Genomic DNA, 25,085 nt, shown 5'->3' with positions numbered 1-25,085 from the left:
CCGGCACGTTCGCACCGGTGGCCGACCCCCAGCACTCGGCTACCCCGGCCGGCCCCGGCCGAAGGGCGCAGCCACGGCCGGTCCGCCCCCGGACCGCTTCTGCGCGGCCGACCGGTCCGCAGCCGTCCCGCCCACCGCGAGGTCCAGCTCCTGCCGCAGCCGGGCGTCGATGCCGCCCCGGCTCCAGTACCAGCGGCAGAGCAGCGGCGGGACCGCCCCGGCCCCTGCGTCGTGCCAGGCGAACGAGGTCCGGTGAAGCGCGTGCGCGTGTGCGCCGAGCACGTTGAACTCGGAGAACCCGCGCGGCGGCCGCCCCGCCACGTACCGCTCCATCGACATCCCGTGGCGCTCCAGGCACAGGGCGCGCAGCTCCCCGTACAACCAGCGCGGGTACGTGAACGGAGGCTGCTGCATGAAGTCGTACGCGACCGCACGCCCGAGGAAGCCTTCCGTCGGGGCGATCCACGGTCGGTGCCGTCCGAGCTCGGCGACGGCCCGGCGGACGATCCACGGCCGACCTCCGACGAGCAGGTCGGCGGGGGAGACGGGGCGGAAGAAGACCATGTCGGAGTCGACGTGGCAGATGAGGCCGGCGTCGGTGAGCTCGTCCGCGTACAGCTTGCTCACCTGCTGTCCCAGGTAGTCGTCGGGGTAGTCGGGGCCCACCTCCAGCCGAACGCTCCCGCCCACGGCCCGGCGCACGGCGGCCGCCCCGGTGCCCGGCGTCACGACGACCACCTCCGCGAAGCCCCGGCACCACCGCCGGACGGAGGCCAGCGCGTAGTGCAACCAGGCGACATCACGGTGGTAGGTGCGGATGAACAGGGCCGTCGGCTCACTACAGTGGGCGGCGTGGTCGAGGCCGTGCCCGCCTTCTGGTGCCGGGCCCCCAGCCAGGGCAACGTCGGCGACCGGCTCACCCCCTGGCTGGTCCGGCGGATCTGCGGCGCCCCGGCACGGTGGACCGCGCCGCACGCCCCGCAGCGCAAGCACTTCGTCACCGGCAGCGTGATCTCCCTCGCGGGGCCGGGGGCCGTCGTCTGGGGCGCCGGCGTGATGCACGCCGGCGAGTACATCGATCCCCGTGCCGAGCTGGTCGCCGTACGCGGCCCCCTCACCCGGGAGGCGGCGCTGCGCTCCGGCGCGGCATGTCCCCCCGTGTACGGGGATCCCGCCCTGCTGGTGCCCAGGTTCCTGCCGCGCGGCGGCCGGGCCACCGGGCGGCAGCCCGCGGTCGTCCCGCACTTCGCCGACAAGGCCCGGGCGCAGCTCGGCACTCCGGCCGGCTGGCGGCTCGTCGACGTGCAGCGGCCGGTCGAGGACGTCGTCGAGCAGCTCGTACGGGCCCCGCTGGTCGCGTCGTCGAGCCTGCACGGGATCATCCTCGGCCACGCGTACGGGATCCCCGCGGTGTGGATCCGCTTCCGGGACCTGCCCAGCGGCGACGGGAGCAAGTTCCACGACTACTTCCTTTCGGTCGGGGTACCGGTTCCCCCGCCCGTCTCCGTCGGCCCGACCGGTGCGGGGCTGGATTCGGCGGGGCTCGCCGACTTCGCGACGCTCCCCTCGCGGCTCCCGGACGTCGACCTGCTCCTGGAGAGGTGCCCGTTCCGTTGACAGCCCACGAGCCGCCGACCGCCCCGCAACACGGCCCCGAACGCGACGCGGAACCCGGCCGGCGCCCCCACCCGGACCCGCCCCTCGCCCTGCAACGGATCCTCGACGGCATCCGCGACGCCAACTACCACCGCCCCGGCATCCGTTGCCTGCGACTGATGCAGGCAGGTCCCGAAACCGCCGCGCGACTGGCCGCCGAGGTGGCGTCGCTGCGGGACCGGCAGCGCCCTTCCCTGGCGGGCGACCCCGGTCATGTGACCGCATGGACCGGCCCCCGCGGCCAGGTCGAGCAGTTCAGCCTGCTCAACGCCTCCGGCCGCTGCGAGGACTTCTCCCGCGACCACGACCTGTCCTGCTTCGGCAAGCGCTTCCACCACGCGGCCCGCCACCCGGCCCTGGCCGAGCTGATCGGGTCCCTGCCACACCTGGTCAACTTTCGGGTCAACGTCCTGGGGCCGGGCGCCTCGCTGTCCCCGCACGAGGAGCACAGCGTGGTACGGGCGCGTTCGGGAGAGGTGGGCATCCGCGCCCGCTTCCACCTGCCGCTGGTCACCCGTCCGGAGGCGACCCTGACGCTCGACGGGGACGTGTACCACCTGGAGGCCGGCGCGGTGTACCTCGTCAACCACGGTTGTGTGCACGCAGCCGAGAACCGTGCACCCGCCGAGCGCATCCACCTCGTGTGGGACATGCTGCTGACGGCCGATGCCGCGGCCGCCATGTTCGGACGGGGCCGGGCGCCGGCCGGTTTCACCCGGCTCGGTCCCGCCAACCGCGCCGAACCGCCCGTAGGACGGCGTAGGGCGGTGCGGTGGGAGCGCATCGCACCGCACGTCAGCGAAGCCGAGGCGCGGAGCGTCGGCCTGCTCGCGGCGCAGTAGGGCCAGCGGCCCGTTGCGCGGCAGCTCCTCCAGCAGCAGCCCGTTCAGTACAGGGTCCTGCGGAACTCGGCCGGGACGTAGTGGAACAGCAGTGAGGTGTGGGTGCTGCCGTCGGGCAGCGGCGGGCGACCGTGGGGCACGCGCGTCCCCCTGAACAGGACGGCCTGCCCGGGCTGCTGGACCAGGGAGACCTCGCCTTGCGCGGTGCCCAGGTGCAGCGGCCACCCGCCCTCGATTCCCGGGCCGGACTCCCCGAGCAGCAGGGAGACGGTGTACTCGCACTGTTCGCGGTCCACGTGGCGGTCGAGGACCGCGCCGCCCCGGTACGCCGACACGTACGCGTACGACGGGCGTACCGGCCGGCCCACGGTGCGCCCCACGAGGGTGCGGAACTGGTGGTGGAAGAAGCGGGCCAGCGACTCGTTGTACCAGCCGTAGCGGCCGGCCACCTGGGCGTCTCCCAGTGGCCAGGAGCCGGAGGCGATGAGCCGTTCGTAGTAGTCGAGCAGGGCCTCACGGTGGCGTGGGTGCACCATGCGGTCGATCCGGCACACCTCGGTGCGCTCGAAGTCCGCGGTCGCGGCCGCCGCGGTGGCGTCGGCCCGGGCGGCCGCCAGGGCGCGCGCCCCGGCCGGTCCCAGCGCGCCTGCCCGGGCGAGCGCGGTGCACAGACGTGGGGGCAGGTCCGGCGGGAGGGGCCGCCCGGGGACCAGCGCGCGCAGCGCCGGGAAGTCCCCGGGGGAGACCCAGAACGGCGCGAGGGCACCGGTGCCGGGGTCGTCGGCCCACAGGATCGGATGGTCGGGCAGGAACCGGTCCCGGAACCGGGCCCGGCGTTGAAGGCCCAAGGGGATGGTGACACCGCCTTGGAGGACGACGGCCGGGTCGAGGACCGGGGCCGTGGCCGGGTCGGGCAGGCGACCGGTGCTCGCAGCACCGTCGGTGTCCGGGCCGCCGTCGTCGACGCCGCCGCCGTCGTCGAGCCAGCACACGAAGGAAGGGCGCCGGCGGGCATCGGATGACGTGGGTCGGGGTGGTCGGGGCACGGGCGTGGTGCGTCCCTTCGTGACGCGTCGCAGGGTCCTCGACACGGCATCCAGCGCCGACGGGTCGAATCCGGGTGTGCTGCGCCACTTGCCGGGCCTCGGCGGGGTGATCGTGGTGGCCGAGAGCGGCAGGTCCCGGCCGGTCGGCCCGGCGGGCAGACCGAGTTCCCGCTCCAGCCACCGGATCGTCCGGGCCGGTGCCGCACTGAGCGCGGCGTAGTCGACGTCCACCCAGCGGCCGGCCGGCCGAGCGGCACGGCAGTCCAGTACCGCGTCCACGGCGGCCGCCCACTGGTGGACCGCGATCCGCGACAGGTCGTCGCCGCACAGCCGCCGCCAGTCCGCCGGCAGCAGCAGATGCCAGGACCGTCGGGGCCAGCCGGGCAGGTCAGGGATGTTGACGAAGGCCGGATGGGTCCAGGCCCGCACCATGCTGGCGACGGTGTCGCGGGCGTCGCGGTGCAGGTGGACGACGGTGGCGTCCGGGAACAGCCGCAGCAGGAAGGGCAGCCTCAGGCAGTTCTCCGGGGTCTTCTCCAGCAGTCTCGGGGGCGGGGCCTGCGGACCGCCGAGGTCCAGCCAGCTCCGTCCCCGCGCGTCGCGCAGTTCGGCGAGGAATCCCGCGCGTACGGCCGCGCCGTGCCGGTCGGCGTGCTCGGCCTCCAGTGCGTGCGAGGCGTAACCGCCGGCTGCCGGGTGGAGTCCGGGTACGCCTTCGATCACGCTCTCGCTCTCCCCGCCGACCGTCCACAGCCCGGGATGCCGGGCCAGGGCGTCGAACAGGGCCGTGCTGCCCGAGCGCGGCGGCGAGATGATGATCACGGGCGCGGTGCCCGCGCCGGCGCCGGCCGCCGCCGGGACGGCCCGTACGGCACCGGTGACGGGTGGACCGAGACGGGCCAGCCCCGGATCCTGTGCGGCCCGGAACGCCGACGCCGACGCCGCGGATTCGAAGAGGTACCGGGCGCGTACGCCGTGGGCGTCGGGCCGGACGCCCCGCGCGACCAGACCCGCGACCTCAGGGAACGTGGTGTGGTGCAGGGCGCGCGCCGCGGGCCGGGCCAGTTCGCAGGGGAGTGCGACGTGACCGATCACGGCCCAGGCGGCGGCGGTCGCCCCGGCCTCCCGCCCGTTCCCGTCACCGTTCCCGCTCACTGACGGTGGACCCATCCGGTGACGCTGAAGCGGCCGTCCGCGAACGCCTTGCTCGGCACCCGGATCGGGAGCACCTCGTGGTCGTGCCGGCTGGGGAAGAACATCGCGAGGTTGGCGCGCGGCACGATGGTCTGGCTGCGGTCGGTGGGTACCACCTGCCCGTTCTCCAGCACCGTCTCGAACACCCTCAGTTCTCCGCCGGAGAAGCGGCGGGGTTCTCCGGAGAAGAAGTACACGAAGGTCAGCTCTCGGCCGTCCCCGTTGTCGCTGTCGCGGTGCATCCCGAAGTAGTCCCGGTCGCCGTTGGCGGTCACCTGGAGTTCGATGCGGCCCAGGGGGAACGCCGGAAGGCTCAGACGGCTGCACATCTGCTGCAGGTGTTCCTTGATCCGCTCCGTGAACAGGGCCTCGTACGGTCCCAGTTCGTGGAGGACGAGACTGCGGCGCACCCGTTCGTCGACCACCGGCCCGGTGGTCCCGGACATCCGGACCGTGGCCGGTTTGAAGTCGGACTCCCGCCCCAACACGTACGTGCGGAACTCGTCGTGTTCCGCATCGGTGAGGAATTCCCTCACGCCCTGCGCCACCTCGGCGATCGGATCCCGTTCGTACCGGCCGGTGCCGGTCGGCACGCCGGCCGGCTTGCTGTAGTGGCCGCCGCGCACCAGCCGGGCGATCTCGGAGGGGACGGAGGGCCGGTCCACGACCCATTCGGCGCGCGAACCCAGGTACACGGTGTTGTGGAACGCGGCGTTGAGCCCGAACGTCTCGTCGTCGAGGGCGCCCGAGAGGACGTCGACCGTGTCGGCCTCGGCCAGCCCCAGCCGGTCCAGCAGCTCGCCGACCGGGGCGCGGTACGTGAGGTAGCGCGCGGCCTCGGTGAGGAAGACGTCCTCCGTGCGCTCGAAGCCGACGCGGCGCAGCGTCAGGTCCGCCAGCCGCGACCCCTCGGCGACGAGGTAGTGCACCTCGGCGTTGGGGTCGACGGCCAGGGTCTCCAGGGCCTCCTTGTACACGGCGGCGCACAGGCCGACGTTCGTCAGGTCCTCGTCGGCGACGTGCACGGGGCTCAGCCCCCAGCACCCGTCGGCGACCATGTGGGTCTGCACGACGGCGACGATGTTGCGGGCACCCAGCCCCCACGGCGGCCACGGCCGGTCACGGACCCCGACGAACATCTGCGAATCACCCTCGCAGAACAGCGGCAGCACCACCTCGTCCATGAGGTGGGGTGCACCGGCCCGCCGGAAGAAGGTGTACAGGGCCGCCTTGGCGGTCTCGCTCAGCTCGTCGAAGATCTCGATCCGCGTGCCGCCGTTGCCATCCGTGTAGAAGTCGCGTCTGATGGTCGGGGTCAAGGTCATGGCCTCTCCTTCGCTGCTCGCCGTGGCGCCGTGGCGCCGTGCCGATTCGGGTGGGTGGACGAGGGTGATGGACGCGGATCCTGCCGCCGACTCGCCCTTCCTGCGGGTGACCGGGCCGGGCGGGGAACACCTGCCGTGGGTCCTGGTCCGTGCGCCGATCGTGACGCGCGCACACCACCTGCGGCTGACGGAACTGACCCGTACGGGGGCCCGGTTCGCCGGCGCCACCAGCTACTTGGGGTTTCCGAGCGGGCCGTGGCGGGACGAGCGCGACTACGGGCTGCTGTGCGAGGCGTGGCTGCACTGCTTCCGCGATCCGGACCGCTTCCTGCCGCCGAACGGTCCCCGACTCCTGGCGAGCGAGTCCGACTTCACGGATCCGCTGCGTGTGGATCCGGCGCGCGGAGCCGCCCCGAACGAGGTCCACCGGGCCGACGTGGTGCACGTGTCCGGCCGGGAGCCTTGGCGGCAGCAGGCGAAGAACTGGCCGCTCGCCGCGCGCTGCCTGCGCAAGCTGGCCCGGGAGACCGGACTGCGGATCCTCGTGGTCGACGCGCCCGCCGGCGCCGATCCGATCCACGGCGTACGACTGGTCGGACCGCTGCCGTGGCGGCAGCTGCTCGCCGTCATCGCCGGTGCGCGCGCCCTGTTCGTACCGGCCGTGCTCGACGCCTCGCCGCGCGTGCTGGCCGAAGCGCTCTGCCTCGACGTGCCGGTCGTCGTCAACCGGGCGATCCTCGGCGGATGGCAGTACGTCAACCCCTTCACCGGGACGTTCTTCGACGGGGAGGACGACGCGGTGGCGGCGGTACGGGCCGTGCTCGACGCCCGGCTCCGGCCCCGCGCCTGGTTCCGCGCGCACCACGGGCCGGCCCGGGCCGGGGCCCGGGTCCTCGGCCTGCTGCGCACCCTCGACGGCTCCCTCCCCGACCACCTCACCCACGTCCTGCTCACCCCCGACCGGGGCTCGCCGCCACGCGCGGTGCCGGTGACACGTTGAGGACCAGCCGGGCCGGGCCGTGCATGGGGGAGCGGTGGATCCAGACGTCGGCCACCGGATGCGCGGACCAGTGCCGGCGTACGTCGAGGTGGCGGAAGAAGACGGTCGCGTCGGACGGCACCCGCCGGACGACGGCGCCCGGGCGCAGGAACGACGGTTTCTCGTCCATGCTGCACAACTCGTCGAGCGCGCCCTCGCCGGGCCCGCCCGCCTCGCCCGCGCCAGCAGTGCTCCGGGCCCGGCGCGACAGCCGCTCGCGGCGCGCGAGATGGGCGTAGAACTCGCCCATGCCCAGGACGTCTTTGCCGTCCACGTACTCGGTGGTCGGACCGTTGTAGACCCGAACGGCCCCGATCGTCGTGCTCTGCGGCGGCACGGTGTCCACGTGGAAGCCGCACCGCCGGGTAGGAGCCTCGGTGAACAAGCGCACCATCACCCGGCCCGTCCGCGTCGTGTCCACCACCCGCGTCAAGACGGCGGCCATGTCGTCGACGAGGGGGCCGGCGACGGCGGCGGGTGCATGAGCCAGCGCCGTGTGCGCCCAGTCGGTGAACTCGTCCCGGGTGACCGACGCCAGGGTGGTGCGGGGGATGACCAGCCGCCCCCCGACGACGAGCTCGGCCAGCCCCCGCAGCCACGCTTCGGGCCGGCCGTCGGGGACGACGACCGCGCTCAGCGAGGGATCGTCCGCGAACCGGGCGACGTCGTCTGCCGTCGCCCCGTGCAGGACACCGGCGACCGCGGTGTTCCGGGAGTCGGGGGCCACGGACCGCAACGTACTCGGTGCTCGGCCGATCCCCGCCCCGACAGGCGGCGCCGACGGCCGCAGAACCCGTTCGGCCCACCGTCCGTCCGGCCCGACGATCCGGACCGCGGAGGGGCGCGTGCGGCGCACTTCGGCGTGCGGGACCAGGGGCGTGCTTCGAACGGTGTGTATGTCGTGGATACGCCGGAAGGTATCGGTGTACTAGCTTCTGTATGCCCGGGCCGATGATCGCGTGGGGGTTGTGGTGGCCGTCAGCAGCGAATCCTGGACGAGTGCGGACGGCGGCGGCCCCGGCCCGACGAGCACACCCGCACCCGCACCCGCGCCGCAGCATCCGCCCGCCGTGAGCGTGCCGAAGGGCGGCGGGGCGATCAAGGGCATCGGCGAGAAGTTCGCGGCCAACCCGGTGACCGGCGCCGGCGCCATGACCGTGCCGGTCGCGGCCACCCCCGGACGGTCGGGCTTCGGACCCGACCCGGTGCTCGGCTACGGCTCGGGCTCGGGCAACGGCCCGTTCGGGCTCGGCTGGAGCCTCGGGCTGCCCGCGATCACCCGCAGGACCGACAGGGGCGTACCCCGGTACGACGACGCGGCCGATTCCGACGTGTTCATCCTCTCCGGCGCCGAGGACCTCGTACCCGTACTGGTCCGTGACGGAGACCGCTGGGTACCGGAGGTGCTCGCGCCGCGCACGATCGGCTCCGCCCGCTACGCCGTCCGGCGCTACCGGCCCCGCGTCGAGGGCCTCTTCGCCCGCATCGAGCGCTGGACGAACACCCTGGACCCGACCGACGTGTTCTGGCGCTCGATCTCCCGTGACGACGTCACCACCTGGTACGGGCGCACCCCGGAGTCCCGGATCGCCGACCCGGCCGACGCCTCACGCGTGTTCGGCTGGCTGATCTGCGAGAGCCACGACGACCGGGGCAATCTCGTCGCGTACGGCTACAAGCCCGAGGACGACGAGGGCGTGGACACCACCGCCGGCCACGAGCGGCACCGGCAGCGCGCCGCGAATCGCCACCTCAAGCGGATCCGCTACGGCAACCGCACGCCCTGGCCGTCCTCCCTGGACGCCGCCACCGGCATGCGGCCGCTGCCCGCCGACGACCAGTGGCACTTCGAACTCGTCCTCGACTACGGCGAGCACGACCCGGTCGCTCCCACTCCACGGGACGCCGGAGCCTGGAGCGCCCGCCCCGACCCCTTCTCCACGTTCCGCTCCGGTTTCGAGGTGCGGACCCACCGGCTCTGCCAACGCATCCTGATGTTCCATCACTTCCCCGACGAGCCGGAGGTCGGTGCCGACGCCCTCGTCCGCTCCACGGACCTGCGGTACGCGTACGGGGTGCACGCGACCCTCACGGCGGTCACCCACCGCGGCTACCAGCGCGACGGCGACGGCCATCGCGCCCGCTCCCTGCCCCCGGTCGAGTTCGGCTACTCCGCGGCGGTCGTCGACCACACCGTCCGCGAGCTCCGGGAAGAGAGCCTGGACGGACTGCCCGCCGGCCTGGACGGCACCCGCCACCAGTGGGTCGACCTGGACGGCGACGGACTGCCGGGCATCCTCACCGAACAGGGCGGCGGCTGGTTCTACAAGCGCAATCTCAGCCCGCTCGCCGTCACCCCGGCCACCCAGGCCCGGTTCGGTCCGGCCGAGACCGTCCCGTCCCGTCCGTCGCTCGCCCTGGCCACCGGGGCCCGGTTCCTCGACCTCGCGGGAGACGGGAGTCCCGACCTCGTGCGCTTCGCAGGGCCCGACCCCGGGTTCCAGGAACGCGCGGCCGATGGGACCTGGGCGCCGTACACCTCCTTCGTCTCGCTGCCCGACCGCGACTGGGCGGATCCGAACCTGCGGTTCGTCGACCTCGACGGCGACGGGCTCGCCGATGTCCTCGTCACCGAGGACGACGCCCTGGTCTGGCATCCCTCGCTCGGCGAGGACGGCTTCGGACCAGAGCGGCGCGAGACCCGCGCCCGGGACGAGGAACGCGGGCCGGTGCTCGTCTTCGCCGACGCCGAGCAGTCGGTCCATCTCGCCGACATGAGCGGGGACGGTCTCACCGACCTCGTGCGCATCCGCAACGGCGAGCTCTGCTACTGGCCGAGCCTGGGCCACGGCCGCTTCGGCCCGAAGATCGTGATGGCGGGTGCCCCGTCCGACCGCCCCGATCGGTTCGACCAACGACGCATCCTCCTCGCCGACGTCGACGGCTCCGGCACCACCGACGTCCTCCACCTGCACCCCGACGGCGCGCGGATCCACTTCAACCGGTCCGGCAACGACTTCGCGCCGTCCGTACCGCTGTCGACGCTCCCTCCGGTGGATGCCCTCAGCGACGTCTTCGCCCTCGACCTGCTCGGCAACGGCACGGCCTGCCTGGTGTGGTCCTCACCCCTGCCGGCGGACGACCGCCGCCCCCTGCGCTACCTCGACCTGATGGGCGGGGTGAAGCCCCACCTCCTCACCCGGGTGCGCAACAACCTCGGCGCCGAGACCGACATCGGTTACGCACCCTCCACCGCCTTCTGCCTGCGCGACCGGCGGTCCGGCACCCCCTGGGCGACGAAACTGCCCTTCCCCGTCCATGTCGTCGAGCGGACCACCTCCCGCGACAAGTGGCGCGGCACGGCCTTCACCAGCCGCTACGACTACCACCACGGCTGCTTCGACGGGACCGAGCGCGAGTTCCGCGGCTTCGCCCGCGTGGAGCGGACGGACGTCGAGGACTACGGCACGTTCACGGCGGCCAACGCGGACAGCCCCTACGTCACCGCCGACCACCGGCTCTACCAGCCGCCCGTGCGCACGGTCACCTGGCACCACACCGGGGTGCCCGTCGAGGGCCGGGACCCGCTGCACCCGTTCCGGGACGAATACTTCCGAGCGTCCGACGAGTACGCCCCGCCGAGTCCGGACCTCGACACCCTGCCGCTGGATTCCGGCGAACGCCGCGAGGCCGTACGCGCGTTCAGCGGCGCACTGCTCCGCGAGGAGACCTACGAACTCGACCTCACCGTCGCGACGGGCGACGAGCGCCCGCCGGCCCCGGTCCGCGTCCTCACGGCCACCTCGCACGCCCACCGCATCCGCATCGTCCAGCCCCGAGCCGGGCGACAACACGCCGTCTTCCACACCTTCGAGAGCGAGAGCGTCGCCCACCACTACGAACTCGACCTGCGCACCCCGGCATCCGCACCTCCCGCACCACCCGCACCTCCGGTGCCGCCGACCGTGCCCGACCCGAGGATCGTCCACACCCTCAACGTCACCGTCGACGCCTACGGAAGCGTCGTCCAGTCCGTCGCCGTCGCATACCCGCGCACCCGGCCGGCTCCCCTCGCCGACCCCCTCCTGCCACCCGGGACCGAGACCCTCGTCGCCTCCGTCCAGGGCGAGTTCCACGCCGTCTACACCGAGATCCGCACCACCGACCCGCTCCCTCCCGACCCCGACCACCACCGCCTCCCGCTGCCCTGCGAGACGCGGACGTACGAACTGACCGGGGTCGGCCCCGCCGAGGCGGGCGACGGTCGGTGGGTGACCCTGGCCGGGCTGCGCCGGTTCCGGCTCGGTGAGCGGTACCAGACCGGCGGGACACCGGTGGCCGAACTCGACCACCACCAGCTGCCCGACCGGACGACACCGCAGAAGCGCCTCCTCGGACTCGTCCGCACGCTCTACTACGACGAGGCGCTCGCAGCGGCCCTGCCCCTCGGCGGCCTGACCGCCCGCGCCCTGCCGTACGGGACGTACACCATGGCACGGTCCGACGCGATGCTGACGGACGTCCTGGGAGACAAGGCGACCCCCGAGGTCAGGGCCGCGGCGGCGGACCGCGCGGTCAGCGGCCACCTCGGAGGGCCGGCCGCCGTCCGGCTCCTCGGCGAGGACGCCGCCGGCCGGTACTGGCGGTGTGCGGGAGGCCCGGAGTACGACCCCGACGCACCGCGCCGCTTCTTCCTGCCCGCCACGTGGACCGATCCGTTCGGCAACTCCACCAGCCTCGAACACGACCCGTACGGCCTTTTCCTGAAGGCGAGCACCGACGCCCTCGGCAACCGCACCGAGGTGCTCGCCCACGACTACCGGGTCATGGCGCCCCGCAAGACGCGCGACATCAACGGCAACCATGACGAGGTCCGCTTCGACGCCCTGGGCTTCCCGGCCGCCGCCGCGCGCAGCGGCAAGGACGGCACCGGCGATCACCTCAGCGGCCTCGACGCGGCTGCGCTCAACCCCGAACTCCCCGCCCTCACCGCCTTCTTCGTCACCGACGACTACGACCGGGCGCGCGCCCGCACGATGCTCGTCGGCGCGAGCAGCCGATGGCTGCTCCACTTCGGCGAGGAGCTGCGCGACGGTGAGGTCGTCTGGGCCCGGCATCCGCCCTGCACCGCCGCACTCACCCGCGAACGGCACGCTGACGAGCAGGCCGACAGCCCCCTCCAGGCCGCTTTCCTCTACGCGGACGGCCTCGGCAACGCCCTGGTCAGCAAAGTCCTGGCCGAACCCGACCAGCCGGGCGGCCCGTCGCGCTGGGTCGCCAACGGCAAGACCGTGGTCAACAACAAGGGGAACCCGGTCAAGCGGTACGAGCCGTACTTCAGCCCGCCCGAGAGCGGCCACCGCTTCGAGGAGCCCGGCGAGCACGGCGTCACCCCGCTGCTCTTCTACGACGCGATCGGGCGGCTGATCCGCACCGACTTGCCCGACGGCAGCCACCACCGTGTCGACTTCTCGCCCTGGCACGTCACCGACCACGACCCGAACGACACCGTCCTCGAACCGGGCAACGGCTGGTACGCGCGGATGAGCACCTCCGCCCTGCCCGCCGAACGCCGTGCGGCGAGCCAGGCCGCCGCCCACGCGGGCACCCCCGCACGCGCACTGCTCGACAGCCTCGGGCGCACCGCCGTGGCGATCGCCCACAACCGGGTCGACGGCGTCGACGAGAAGCACATCACCTTCACCCGGCGGGACGTGGAGGGCAACCCGCTGTGGATCCAGGACCCACGCGGCAACCGGGTGCTCCAGCACGCCGTTCCGCCCCTGCCGCCCGGCGCGTTCCCCTTCGACGACGCGCTGAACCTGACTCCGCGCGGGTTCAGTCCCGGCTACGACCTGACCGGGCACGCGCTGTACGAGCACGGCCCCGACTCCGGCGACCGCTGGACCCTCCGGGACGCGGCGGACGGGCTGATGTTCACCTGGAACGGCCGCGGGTTCCGTACCCGCACGACGTACGACGCCCTGCGCCGCCCCGTCGGCACGTACGTCACCGCGACCGGCGACACGACGCTCTCCGGTACCCCGCGCGACCCCGGGGCACCACCGCAACCCGAGGTACTGGTCGAGTACCGCGTGTACGGCGAGACGCATCCCGAGCCGGACCGGAACCTGCGCGGCCGGCCCTTCCGCGTGTACGACGGCGCCGGAGTGACGACCAGCGAGCGCTACGATTTCAAGGGCAACCTGCTCGCCACCGCCCGCCGCTTCGCGCACGACCACACCGGCGCACCGGACTGGTCCGCCCTCGGCTCCCTCACCGACCCGGACCACATCGCCGAAGCCGCCGAACCCCTGCTCGAACCGGGCCCCGCGCTGACGACGAGCACCGCGTACGACGCCCTCGACCGCCCGGTCGGGGCCGCCGCCCCCGACGGCAGCGAAACCCGGTGGTCGTACAACGAGGCGGGCCTGCCGGAGCGCATCGAGGTGCGGCTGCGGGGGGCGGCGACGGCCACGGCGTTCGTCACCGACGTCGACTACGACGCCCACGGCCGGCGCACGCGCGTCGCCCACGGCAACGGCGCTCGCACCGCGTACACCTACGACCCCTCCACCTTCCGCCTGACCGGCGTGCGCACGACCCGGCCGGCCGACCCCGACACCAACGCCTCGCTGTTGTTCGCGAACGCGTCCGTGGTGCAGGACCTGCACTACACCTACGACCCGGTCGGAAACATCACCCGTATCGAGGACACCGCGCTCGCCACGATCGCCGGCGCCGCAACCGCCCGTGACCACACCCATGACGCGCTCTACCGCCTCGTCGCGGCGAGCGGCCGCGAGCACACCGGCCAGACGGGCTTCCTGTTGGATCCGCCCGATGCCGGCCGCCGGGACTACCCCTTCGCCGGAGCCCGCGTCCACCCGAACGACCTCCAGGGCTTGCGAGGCTACGTCGAACGCTTCCGGTACGACGCGGTCAGCAACCTCATGCACCTGGCCCACCACGCGGGCGCCGACGTCGAGGCACCGGGCCCCGTCGTGTGGCGGCGTCACCACCAGTACGCCCTCGACAGCAACCGGCTCCTGGCCACCAGCCTGCCCGGCGAGGGCGGCGGCCTGCCCGACTACGCGGCGGAGGGCGGCTACGGCGCCCGGTACGGCCACGACGCGCACGGCAGCATCACACGCATGCCGCACCTGCCGCTGATGCGCTGGGACCACGGCGACCGGCTGGCAGCCACCGCACGGCAGGTGGTGAACGACGGCACGCCCGAGACGACCTACTACGTCTACGACTCCACCGGCGAGCGGGTCCGCAAGGTGACCGTCACCGCGAACGGGGCCCTCAAGAACGAGCGCCGGTACCTCGGTGGCTTCGAGCTCTACCGCGAGTACGGCGCGGGCGGCACCGTCCTCGAACGTGAGACCCTGCACATCGGTGACGACGGCGAGCGCGTGGCCCTCGTCGAGACGACCACGCTCCCCGCGGCTCGGCCCGCGATCCGCTACCGGTTCGCCGACCACCAGGAGTCGGCCTGCGTCGAACTCGACGAGAACGGCGCCCTGGTGGGGTACGAGGAATACCACCCCTACGGCACCAGCGCCTTCCAGGCCGGCCGCACCGCTGCCGAGACCGGCCTCAAGCGCTACCGCTACACCGGCAAGGAGCGCGACGACGAGACCGGCCTCTCCTACCACGGCGCCCGCTACTACGCCCCCTGGCTAGGCCGTTGGGCGAGCTGCGACCCGGCGGGCCTCGCGGACGGCCCGTGCCGCTACGCCTACGCGCGGTGCGGGCCGGTCCGGTTCCACGATCCGGACGGCCGGCTGGTGGACGAGGGCGGGAAGTTCGCGGCGGCCGCGGCGGCCACGGCCGCCGCACTCCGGAACGGCGCGCCCGCGGTCGGGGCGGCTCCCCCGTTCCTCAAGCCGTGGGCCGCCGTCCTCGTCGCAGTCGGTGCGCTCGGTATCGGCCTCTCCATGCTCGGAGACGGGAAGCCGAGCGCGCCCAACACGCCGGCGCCCGCACCGCCCGTGACCCCGCCCGGGGCACCGCCTCCGCCCGCTCCGCCGCCGGCGAAGCCGGTCGTCGTCCCGCCACCGCCCACACAGCCGGACCCCGGCGTCGAGCGGATCCACGGCAAGGTGGTGGACGGGAAGTTCGTGCCCGCCGTCCCGAAGGACTCGCAGGCCGGGAAGCCCCAGACCTCCAGCGGCGGCGCGGGAAAGCGGACCGGTTCCGGTACCGGCGAGCGGTCTGGTGCGGCGCGCAAATCCCCTCCCCAGCCTTCGAACCGCTGGCTGGACCAGTGCCGCCGGGAGAAGGAGAAGCGGCAGGAGGCGGACGATGACGCCGTCCGGACGTACTTGGACGCGGGCGGTGCGGTCCAACACATCTCGACAGAGACGGAGTTGCACCACGTGGCCACGAACAAGGACAAGACGTTCAGGCCACAGTTCGAGGAGATCTTCGAAGGAGCCGGTGTTCCCGGACTGCCCGACTTGACGCTCGACAGCGAGGAAAACATCGTCAGGGTCGAAGGTCACCAGGGGCCGCACGGCGTGGACTACCACAACGCCGTCCTCACTCGGCTCAAGGACGCCGTCGCCGGGAAACCGACGTGCACCCCCGAATACCGTAAGGCGCTCACGGACGCGCTGAAGTTGCTGAAGAAGGACGTGCAGAAGAAGGACACGTATCTGAACAGGCTCGTGACCCGGAAGTGAGTCGGGCCGGGCGGCGCCTCCCGAGGTGCCGCCCCGCCCGCGACGTCACGACACCCGCGTCACCTCGTACTGCCACACCAGCAGCAGGTCCACCACCGCGTCCGGATTCAGGCCTCCGTCCTTCCGCAGCCGCGGGTCGATGCCCTCCAGCGGGATCGTCACCAGCCAGTCCTCGTCGTGCTCGGCGACCCGCCCGTCGGTGTCGAAGCGTGCCCGCGGTTGGCCCTTGAGCTGCGGGTCGGCGGTGAGCGGGGCCGGTGTGGCCTGACCCTGGGGGGAGGTCAGCGTCACGGTCAGATCGGCGGCCCCGCCCGCATAGCAGTCCACGTACCGCTTGGTCCCGTCCGGGGCGAGGTCCGTGGAGAGCACCAGGACGATCTGCGGATCCGCGAGGGTGATGCCGTCATCGCCGAAGAGGCGCGGGAACCAACGCTTGGACACCGCGAACTTCAGCGCCGGGGTCGTCCCGCTCATGAACCGGTACCACTGGTCGCCGAGCTCGCGCCGGGCGCTGAACGCCCGCAGCAGGCCCTTGCCGCCGTGCGCGTGGAGCCAACCGTTCAAGCCGTCGCGGAGCTCGAAGGCCGCCCGGTCGGCGAACTCGGCCCCGCCATCGCGCGCCGTGTACCGCAGGTGCATGACGACGTCGGCGATCGACTCGTAGTCGAACTGCCGGAACTCCTGCGGCAGACTGAGCCGCCACTCGCCGATCACGCCCGCACCCTCGAAGGGCAGGAAGCGCTCGTCACGCAGATTGGTCTCGAACAGTCCGCTGTCGTCCTGCCCGGTGCTGGTCACGACCGACTGGACCGGCCCCGAGTAGTCCCGGAAGCGGGCGTCCGGCGTCTGCCGCGCATAGCGGTTGCCGGGCAGTCGGGGGTCCGTCCGCACGCTGCTCCGCATCAGCGTGGCCGTCAGGTTCACGCTGCCGTAAGGCCCGCTGACGCACGGCACCGTGAAGCCCACCGTCTTGATCCGCCGCAGATAGTGGCCCGGCGTGTCCAGGTCGAACAGAGCCTCCGGCAGCGACACGTAGCAGCTGCCGGTCTCCTTGAGCGCCAACAGGGCGGTCGGGTCCAGCTGGGCGAGCGACACCGACTTCGACATTTCGAACTCCCGTGCGTTGGCGGCGAGATACGTGGCGTCGAGCCGGTTCAGGTCGCCGGCGAGCCGCTCGCCCGCGAGGAGGCCCTTGCGGAGGGTGTCCCAGTGGCCGAAACGCACGAGGGGCGGTCCGTCGGCGCCCAACTCGTACCGCATGGCCTGCTCGGCCCGCTTCGCCGTCTCGTACGCGAGCTGGTACGCCTGGAAGTAGGACGTGGACAGCTGCCCCACCATCCAGTCGAATAGCTCCTGGCCGGTGTACTTGTCGTGCAGGAAGCGGTCCGCCTCCCGGGTGTGGGCGGCCTGGAGGTCGTGATTGGTGAGTTCCCGCCGGGCGATCTCGTGGCGGACGACCGCGGCCCCGATCTGGGCGTCATGGCTCGCGATCTCAAAGTCGGCCTGGCCCTTCTGGAACTCCCACTCCTGCGTGCGCCGTTCATATCCGGCGAGCGTCGCGGCCAGCGCCGCCCCGGAGTGGAAGGTGCCGGCGATCTGCGACAGCGAGCCCGACAGCCCCTTGAGCGCCTCGCCGAGGTTGGTGCCGCCCCAGGTCGCGCCGATCGTGGTCGGCGAACCGAGCTTGAGCTCGGGCAGCAGCCGCATCACGCTGACCGTCATGTCGATGGCCGCCGCGATGAACTGGGTGCCGATGCCCATGCCGCTGAGGACCTCGTGCACCTTCTCCCCGGCGTTCATCTTCTCGCGCGTCGCGTAGTACTCCTGCTTCTTCTGCGCTCCGGCGCGCGCCTGCCGCAGCCCCGCCACCGTGTGGGCGGCCTCGGTGACCTGGGCGTTGCGCACCTCCCGTACCGCGTCGAGCAGCGCGGTCTCGTGGCTGGAGCGCAGCCGGGCGAGCGCTTCCGTGTCCCGCTTCTCCAGTGCGGCGAGCAGCAGCGCGCCGAAGGACTTGACCTCGGCGGTGTACTCCCGGGCCTTCGCGACCATGGTGGTGAAGCGGTAGTGGGGGAGCGGCCCGCCCAGGTCCTCGGGTACGGACTCCAGGTCGGCTCCCGCTGCCACGGCTCCGACGAGCAGACCGGGATCGATCGGTGCGCCGAACAGCTCGAACGCGCGCTGGACTCCCTCGATGTCCTGGCAGTGCCGGATCTTGTACAGCCGGTCCTCGACCGTGTCCCAGTAGCCGAGCAGCTTGTCGTTGGGCGGGATGCGGAAGTAGGTCAGCCAGCCGAGGCCGAGACCGGGCGCGATCCGCGTCGGCGGCGGTTGCGTCCCGCCCGCCGGGACCAGGTGCTCGGCCGCCGTCACCGGATCCGGCGCCGCCGCGTTGAGCGCGCGCAGCTCGGCGTAACTGAGCGGCGCGGGTTCGTTCGGCGGCGGTACGGACACGGGGCGCGGCCCGAGGAGTTCGACGGCGAGCACGTACATCTGGGTCGCCAGGTTGACGGACTCCAGGGTCCCCTCGCGGAAGAGTTGGTCGCCCCAGGAGATCAGATTGTCCAGGTACCGCATGACCACCGCCTTCTGGTAGGCGGTCGTGCGGAACTTGGCGACCACGTCCGGCTGGAACGGGTTCGCCAGCCACTCCTCGACCCGGCGCTGTTCGTCCGTATTGCCCTGCGCCAGGCGCTGCAGGATGTCCTCGATCCGCTGCTGCTGGTAGTCCTTCTGCAGCCGGAACGGCTTGGTGATCCAGTAGCGCGCGGGAGACTCGCCGCCGGACCGCGCGGTCGGATCGAAGATCTTGTGGAACCACTGCTGGGCCTCGGCGAAACGCTGGTTCGCGCTCAGCCGCTGTGCCATGAGGAGCGGGATGTGGAAGAACAGCTCCCAGTTGTAGTCGGCGTACGTGCCCTCCGGCGTGAAGTCCACGTCGCCCTCGGACGGGCGCTCCGGCGACACGTTGACCTGCGGGCCGTACGAGGCGAAGTCGAACAGGGGCCACTGCGCGCCGGGGTTGAGCTGGACCGACCGGTCGAACAGCGCTTTCGTGCCGCCCTGGTTGAGGAGGCTCAGGAACAGATCGACCTGCGGGTGGTACATCGGCGTGAACCGGAACCGGGGCTGAGTGGTCCGCACGTCCGCCGTGACGTGGTAACTGCGGGCACCGTCGGTGACGGTGGCGGAGTCCTTGAACCAGCCCGTCGCCGAGGCGAAGCTGACCGGCAGCTGGATCCGGAAGAGATGGCCGCCCAGCGGATTGTCCAGGACCAGCTCGCTGCCCCAGAACTGGGTCAGCTCGGGGAGGTGGACCCGTTCGCGGTAGCCGTCCGGGCTGTTCGAAAGACGGTGCTGGACGAACTCGTTGTTGATGTTCTGGGTGTCCGTCGGCGCGATGAACCTCTGGCCCCTGGTGTTGTGCTGCGGGTCGTCCTCGTGGACGAAGAGCGTCGGCACGGTGCTCACCGCGCCGGTGCGCGGGCCGAACCGGAAGGCCCCGGACACGGTGCCGCGGGCGGGATCGGGGTTGACGTAGCTGGCGAAGTTGTGGACGCACCACACCGTCAGCTCCCCGCCGGCGGGGTCGATCTGCGGGTAGAAGCGGTAGGGGCCCGTGGCGTGGAAGGGGTCGGTCTCGTCCTCCACGATCTTCTGCGGCCACTTCAGTGTCGTGATGGTGTCCTGCGTGATCCGCTTCGGCTGCCACGCACCGCCGGCGTACTGGGTCCAGTTGAGCTGGATCTTCCAGTACGCGGACGGTGCATCGATCGCCGTGTCGTCCCTGCCCTCGACGGGCAGCGTCGTGATCGCCTTGGCGTCGCCCACCTTGACGAACGTCGGCCACATCAGGAGGAGGCGCCTGTTCCACACCACGGGAACGAGCGCCGGGGTGTCGATGTCGAGGTCGATCTTCTCCCAGGGCGTCCAGGTGGTCCGGTTCTTGATCCAGCGGCGGTGGTGGAAGGTGCGCGGCGCCGACTCCGTGCACGCGAACAGATGCGCCACCTCCGTGCCCGTGGACCAGTCGTGGTAGATGCCGCACGGGTGGAGCCGGGCCACCGAGTCGAGCCGGTCGACGTAGTTGCGGTAGACCTCCTCCATGTTGTCGCCGACCACCTCCCTCTGCATCAGCTCGTTGCGCAGACTGGTGAAGAACGGGGAGGCGCCGGCACGCAGATCGGGCTGGAAGTAGTTCTCCGGGTACAGGAAGACCTTCTGGTTCGCCTCCCACAGCCGGTAGCGCTTCATCCACTCCCACTGCTCCCAGGTCTCGTCGTCAGTGGGCACCACCCGGACCTCCAGGCCGAGCAGTACCCGCTGGACGAAGAGCTGGACGGTGTTGATCGCCTGCGCCATCCGGGTGGTGAGCCGGCAGCCGCCCGTCTCGACGTCGAGCAGGAAGTGGTCGAACAGGCCGTTGACGTCCTTCCAGAACGGGAATCCGACGGAGGTGGTCATCGGATACGCAACGAGATAGGACACCAGTGCGGCCCGCTGCCGCTCGCGCAGTGCGTCCGCCACCGGAACGGCGGCGGTCAGCCAGTCCTCGGGCGAGAACCGCGCCCTCGCGGCCATCATGACCGACTGCACGATGTCCATCGCCAGCAGCGAAGGGATCCAGGCGGCCGCGCGCGCCGCCGACACTCCCAGCCGGCGCAGCAGCGAGACGCCCGCCCGTAGTTTGCCGAGGCCCCGCTCGTCCGCGAGTTCGCCGGGCACGGTGATCTCCAGCATGCCGCCCGCGCACAGCACTTCGAGGTCGTCCCTGTTCCACCCGGTCCGCTCGCTCAACGTGTCGAACACCCGGTACCCGGAGGCTCCCGGGCCGCGGCCCGCGGCGAGTACCGCCCCGAGAGTGCCCGAGCCGCCGGGTACGGTGTCGCGCAGGGCGAGAAGATCGAGCAGCCGGACGAACGGCCGGTACAGCGGGGAAGCGCCCTCGATCCGTGACGGCGGCACCGCCGCCAGATCCAGCCAGCCGGCGCCCGCAGCACATCCGATCACCCAGGGCAGTTCCTCACCCGTGACCCGCAGCCGCGAGAGGGCCAGGGTGACGCGGTGCAGCAGCGCCAGGGCGGTGAACTGGACGGGGAAACCCGTGCGGGTGATGGACACCGCCTGGTCGCTGCCGACGAACGCGGGCGTGAGGAAGTCCAGGACGAGCGGACCGCTCTCGGACAGGGACCGCAGCCACGTCCCGAGCAGGGCGTCCGCCGCGGCGGCGTCGAGACCGGCCGCCTGGCCGAGCTGGAGCTTCACGGTCGTCTCGCTGAGCCGCCGGCGCAGCTCCGGCAGAAGGACCGACAGCACGAGGCGGAAGCGGTCGGAGGGCGGCGACGGTTGGTCGAACAAGGTGGCGGCGTGCGACTCGTCCAGGAACCGGTTCTCCTTCTCCACCGGTTCGTTCTGCGCACCCTGGAGCAGGAGCACCGCCTGCTGGAAGGTGCTGTCGCCGGACGCGGCGATCAGCGCGTCGATCTCGTCCTGACGGCAGTAGCCGTGGGAGCACAGCGTCTGGGCCGACGGGTCGTGGAACACCTTGCCGGCGAGCTCGGGCGGCAGGACGAGATCGGCCGGCATGGCCGTCAGGGGCGTCCGGTACACCGGGATCCGGAAGGCGTTCATCTGGGTGGCCACGAACTGCCGAGGGGCCGAGAACAGCCTTCGTACGGTGTCGCCCCAGAGCTCACCGGAGCCCAGGCCGTACATCCGCTCCTTCTGGGCGAGCGTCATCGGCCCGGTGAACCGGAGCATGCCCTGCCCGCCCGGACCGGGCTCGAAGCGCAGCGGCAGATCCGCGGGGTACGGGCGGGAGCCGACGTCGTTGGAGACCGGGGCGCCGTACACGGCGGAGCCGAGCAAGGTGGCGACCGCCTGCTCCACCCGGGCCGGTTCCCAGCCGAGCAGCGACAGTTGACGGCTCGTCAGTACACCCTTGTCGTCGCCGGTCTGCGCAGTCTGCTCGTACACGGCCCGCAGGGCCGAGCGCAGACCGGTGAGCACCGAGCCGAGGGCGGAATCGGACGGCACGGTCGAGCCCTCGGCGCCGGTCGTCGCGGTCAGTACGGCGTCAACCTCGGCCACGGTCAGGCCGCCGGCCAGGATCGACTCCACCTCGTCGGCGAACCGGGCCGTCTCCGTGAGCGACGCGCGCACCGAGGCGGCGGAGCCCCCTGCCGTCGGCGGCTCACCCAGCGCACCCCCGGCGCCGGTCGACGACCCCCGGCGTCCGGGGTCCTCGGCCGGCGAGGGGCTGAGCCGTACGGTCCGGCCGGCGGGCAGCTCCGTCTCGCAGTCCCGCGCCGCCGTCCCGTCACCGCCCGCCGGCCCCGTGCCGGGGCGCAAGGGAGCGCCGCCGCGCAGTTCGAACAGCCTGAGCAGGTCGGCGATCGGCAGCCGGACGGCGCGGGCCAGCGTCACCGTCCGCACCAGGGCTCCGAGGTTGGCCAGCGTCAGCTGCGAGTCCGCCACGACGGCCCTCGGCCCACGGACGAGCGCGTTCAGCTCGGCGTCCGTGACCTCCAGGCTCCCGAGCAGGGCGGCCGACACGGGATAGGACCGCAGATCACCCGTGGCCTCGACCTCGGTGCGGGACGCGTTCAGCACGAAGGGGTTGCGGCCGCCCGGCACGGGGGCGATCACCGCGTCGTCGAGGAACAGGCGGTCGTACAGCGGAAGGTCGTCGCCCGTGCGGTACACATGCGTGTCCAGCGGGCCGTACAGGCACAGGAGCCGCTCCACGGGCAGGCCGAGCCGGTCGCAGAGGCGTCGTACGGCGACCACGCAGAACAGGGTCGCGGCGGTCAGCTCGCCCGGGGTGCAGGTGGCGATGACCCGGTCGAGCCGGTGCGCCGGCCAGTCGAGCAGCCTGCGCAAACGCTCGAAGCGGTGCAGCCGGTCGAGGGTGTCCGTGCTCAGGCCGTTGATCCGCAGCAGCCGTGTGTCGCAGGGGTGGTCGGGATCGGTCGGCTCGATCACCAGGGTGCGGCCCGGGTCGACGAAGCGGGTGTCGAGCACCGACTCCAGCTCCGGATAGTCCAGTTGAGCGGTGTCGAGCATGGCTCGCACCGTCGAAACGGAGTCGAGGAGCTGGGCCGGCGGCATGCTGGAGGGCTTGCCGTAGAAGGCGGGCAGCGTATAGCCGGGCTCGGTGGTCTCCCGCGTGATCATCCGCAGGCCGCCCATGGTGATGCCCAGGCTCTCCGCGACCACCTCGATGGAGTCCGCACCGGCCGGGTGCAGCGTGGCCATGAGCTCCGCCCGCGGCACTCCGAGCAGCCCGAGGTAGGTTCGGGCACGGTCGGCCCAGAGGTCGTACGGCAGCGTCCACGGGTACGAGGCGTTGGCCAGCCGGTTGTAGGCGTTGTGGTTCGTCCACTGCGGCTGGATCCGCAGATGCGCCGAGTCGCCGCTGCTCTGTCGCAGTTGGTCCCCGGTGGCGGGGTTCTGGACGACGGCGTTCTCCAGCACCTCGTTGACGAGGTCGATGTACGGGAGCACGAGGTTGGTGTTGTCGCAGCTGAGCTTCAGGTGCCACAGGTCGGGCCGCCGAGCGTACAGCGTGTCCGCCATCGGGCTCTCGCCCAGCTCGCCCATCGTCCCCGAACTGTGGGCCCGCTTGAGGAAGTAGAGCAGGTCCACCAGGTAGGCGGGCTGACTGTAGAGGGTGCGGCACTCCTTGCAGGCGCACTGGTCGGCGGAGCCGAACAGCTCCCCCCAGTCCGGGACCAGATCGGCCTGCGCCTCCACCCGGGGCAGCCACGGGACGTCGAACTGCGCGGCCGTCCGCACGTCCGCCACCAGGTTCACGGCTGCGGCGTGCACCCGCAGCGCCCGCGTGTGCACCGCGTGCGCTTCCGCCTCGCCGAGGTGTTCCGCCATCCGCGCGGCGAAGGTGTCCCGGGCCAGCCCGGCGATGGAGGCGGAGGAGTCGAACCCCTGGTCCCGCAGCGCCCGCACCGCGTCGAAGCGCGGGGCGACCCGGTACACCCTCTGGAGGGCGGCCAGTTCGGGCCGTGCCTCCTCGTCGGGCACGCTGCGGGCGTCTACCGGGGTGCTCACCAGGTCGAAGTCCGGGTTCGCGTTGAGGAAGCGGGCGGCCGGGGCGACAGCCGGATCCGGCGTGACGGAGAGCCGGTGGGCCACGTACGCGGTCGGGTAGGTCCGCTCGACCCGGGAGCGCAGCTCGTCGGCGTACTCGGCGGGGGAGAACGCTGCCGGACCGGCGTGGGGCGGGCCGCCCGCCTCCGCGACGAGACCCTCCCAATGGCCGTCGAGCCGTGCGAGCTCGCGCGGATGGGCGAGCTCGCCGCTGTCGAAGCGGTCCAGGAGGGCGCCCACCAGCTCGGGGTGCCCGTCGGTGATCTGGCTCAGCTCAAGGGCGAGGCGCAGGCGTGCGGTCGCATCGGGCGGCGCGTCGACGAGGAGGAGGGCATCGTGGGCGGTGTCCTCGGGGCCGTCGTGGTCGAGGTGGGCGGAGAACAGCCGCTGCCGCACCTCCGGGTCCGCGATCGTGATCGTGAAGAGGCGGGCGAGGGCGGGCGGCGGTGTCCCGCCCCCGAACCGGTTGGTGGGGTCGTTCCCGTCGTTCCCGTCGTTCCCGTCGCTGCCTTCGGAGGCGAGATGGCGGGCGCGGAGGGACGCGACCAGCTCCTCGCCGCCGTCCGCCGAGTCGATCAGGCGGGCTTCGACGGCCGCCGCGAGCGCGTCCCGTACGGCACTGGTGCGCCGCACGGCGAGGGCCCCGAGATCCTCCGGCAGGCCGCGGCGCAGCAGACCGTAGAACGGCTCGGGCGACCGCCCCGTGGCGGCGGCGAGCCGGGCTGCCGCGGCGAGATGACGGACGCGCCCCGGGTCACTGCCGGCGGAGTGGCCGAGGAACCCCGCCTCCTCGGAGGTCAGTTCGGCCGGATCGGCACCGTCGAGCAGCGGTGTCACCGCCGCGAGGAGCCGGGCGTACTCACTGCGCGGGTCGGTGGGCAGGGCGAGGTCCAGGACCTCCTCGGCGCGGGGCACCGGACAGGTGACCTCGGCCGACCTGTCGTCGGGGGACGACACCCGCACCACCAGCGCGGCGGGCTCGGCCGGCGGCTCGTACTCCAGCCGGTAGCGGCCGTCGCTGCCCGTCCGGGTCTCCCCGAGCCGGTTCGTGGACCGCAGCCGCCGGGAGACGAGCTCGACCCGGGTTCCGGCGGCCGGCCGCCCGTCGTCGGTGACGGTGCCGGTGGCGAGGTGCCGCACCGGTGGTGGGGCGGAGTCGGGCGGGCCCGCGGTCGCTTGGGTCATGA

General features: G+C 72.5%; 9 protein-coding genes. 4 read left to right on the top strand and 5 right to left on the bottom strand.

What is annotated here, in order from left to right:
• Window positions 1-39 precede the first annotated feature (39 nt).
• A complete protein-coding gene (locus tag OHA65_RS02750) occupies window positions 40-729 on the bottom strand; it encodes a hypothetical protein (protein ID WP_327281446.1) in 690 nt (229 codons plus the stop codon).
• Between the two features lie 123 nt (window positions 730-852).
• Here OHA65_RS02750 and OHA65_RS02745 point away from each other — a divergent pair, with 123 nt between their 5' ends.
• The gene (locus OHA65_RS02745) at window positions 853-1,617 is read left to right on the top strand and encodes a polysaccharide pyruvyl transferase family protein (protein ID WP_327281445.1); all 765 of its coding nucleotides are present in this window, start codon (window positions 853-855) and stop codon (window positions 1,615-1,617) included.
• Complete coding sequence (locus OHA65_RS02740; RefSeq protein WP_328761381.1) at window positions 1,614-2,498, top strand: aspartyl/asparaginyl beta-hydroxylase domain-containing protein; 885 nt, start codon at window positions 1,614-1,616, stop codon at window positions 2,496-2,498. Before OHA65_RS02745 ends, OHA65_RS02740 begins: the two co-directional genes overlap by 4 nt.
• A 44-nt stretch (window positions 2,499-2,542) precedes the next feature.
• Here the strand turns inward: OHA65_RS02740 and OHA65_RS02735 are convergent, their stop codons facing one another.
• Both OHA65_RS02735 and OHA65_RS02730 read right to left on the bottom strand, forming a co-directional pair.
• Window positions 2,543-4,714 carry a sulfotransferase gene (locus tag OHA65_RS02735; RefSeq protein ID WP_327281443.1) on the bottom strand — a complete coding sequence of 724 codons (2,172 nt, stop codon included), beginning with the start codon at window positions 4,712-4,714 and terminating at the stop codon, window positions 2,543-2,545.
• Window positions 4,696-6,063, bottom strand: a complete 1,368-nt coding sequence (locus OHA65_RS02730) for a 2OG-Fe(II) oxygenase (protein ID WP_327281442.1) — start codon at window positions 6,061-6,063, stop codon at window positions 4,696-4,698. The genes OHA65_RS02735 and OHA65_RS02730 overlap by 19 nt, the downstream gene beginning before the upstream one ends.
• A gap of 67 nt (window positions 6,064-6,130) precedes the next feature.
• On the opposite strand from OHA65_RS02730, the gene OHA65_RS02725 reads away from it, so the two are divergent.
• Window positions 6,131-7,063 (top strand): hypothetical protein, encoded by a 933-nt coding sequence (locus OHA65_RS02725; RefSeq protein WP_328761377.1) that lies wholly within the window; start codon window positions 6,131-6,133, stop codon window positions 7,061-7,063.
• On the opposite strand, the gene OHA65_RS02720 is transcribed toward OHA65_RS02725, so the two are convergent.
• Window positions 7,014-7,829 carry a DUF1826 domain-containing protein gene (locus OHA65_RS02720; RefSeq protein WP_328761376.1) on the bottom strand — a complete coding sequence of 272 codons (816 nt, stop codon included), beginning with the start codon at window positions 7,827-7,829 and terminating at the stop codon, window positions 7,014-7,016. The genes OHA65_RS02725 and OHA65_RS02720 overlap by 50 nt on opposite strands.
• Before the next feature lie 343 nt (window positions 7,830-8,172).
• On the opposite strand from OHA65_RS02720, the gene OHA65_RS02715 reads away from it, so the two are divergent.
• A complete protein-coding gene (locus OHA65_RS02715; RefSeq protein ID WP_405761031.1) occupies window positions 8,173-15,795 on the top strand; it encodes a SpvB/TcaC N-terminal domain-containing protein in 7,623 nt (2,540 codons plus the stop codon).
• A gap of 45 nt (window positions 15,796-15,840) precedes the next feature.
• Here OHA65_RS02715 and OHA65_RS02710 read toward each other — a convergent pair whose 3' ends face one another.
• The gene (locus OHA65_RS02710) at window positions 15,841-25,083 is read right to left on the bottom strand and encodes a neuraminidase-like domain-containing protein (RefSeq protein ID WP_405761028.1); all 9,243 of its coding nucleotides are present in this window, start codon (window positions 25,081-25,083) and stop codon (window positions 15,841-15,843) included.
• Between the last annotated feature and the right edge of the window lie 2 nt (window positions 25,084-25,085).

The sequence above is a fragment of the Streptomyces sp. NBC_00045 genome (genome assembly GCF_045041095.1).
In the GTDB taxonomy this organism is placed as follows: Bacteria; Actinomycetota; Actinomycetes; order Streptomycetales; family Streptomycetaceae; genus Streptomyces.
This window is presented reverse-complemented; position numbering and strand designations above follow the sequence as displayed.

Excerpts from the sequence above, each read along its gene's own strand:
- OHA65_RS02710 (WP_405761028.1), bottom strand. The coding sequence starts at position 25,083 with ATGACCCAAGCGACCGCGGGCCCGCCCGACTCCGCCCCACCACCGGTG.
- OHA65_RS02730 (WP_327281442.1), bottom strand. The coding sequence starts at position 6,063 with ATGACCTTGACCCCGACCATCAGACGCGACTTCTACACGGATGGCAAC.
- OHA65_RS02735 (WP_327281443.1), bottom strand. The coding sequence starts at position 4,714 with ATGGGTCCACCGTCAGTGAGCGGGAACGGTGACGGGAACGGGCGGGAG.
- OHA65_RS02725 (WP_328761377.1), top strand. The coding sequence starts at position 6,131 with ATGGACGCGGATCCTGCCGCCGACTCGCCCTTCCTGCGGGTGACCGGG.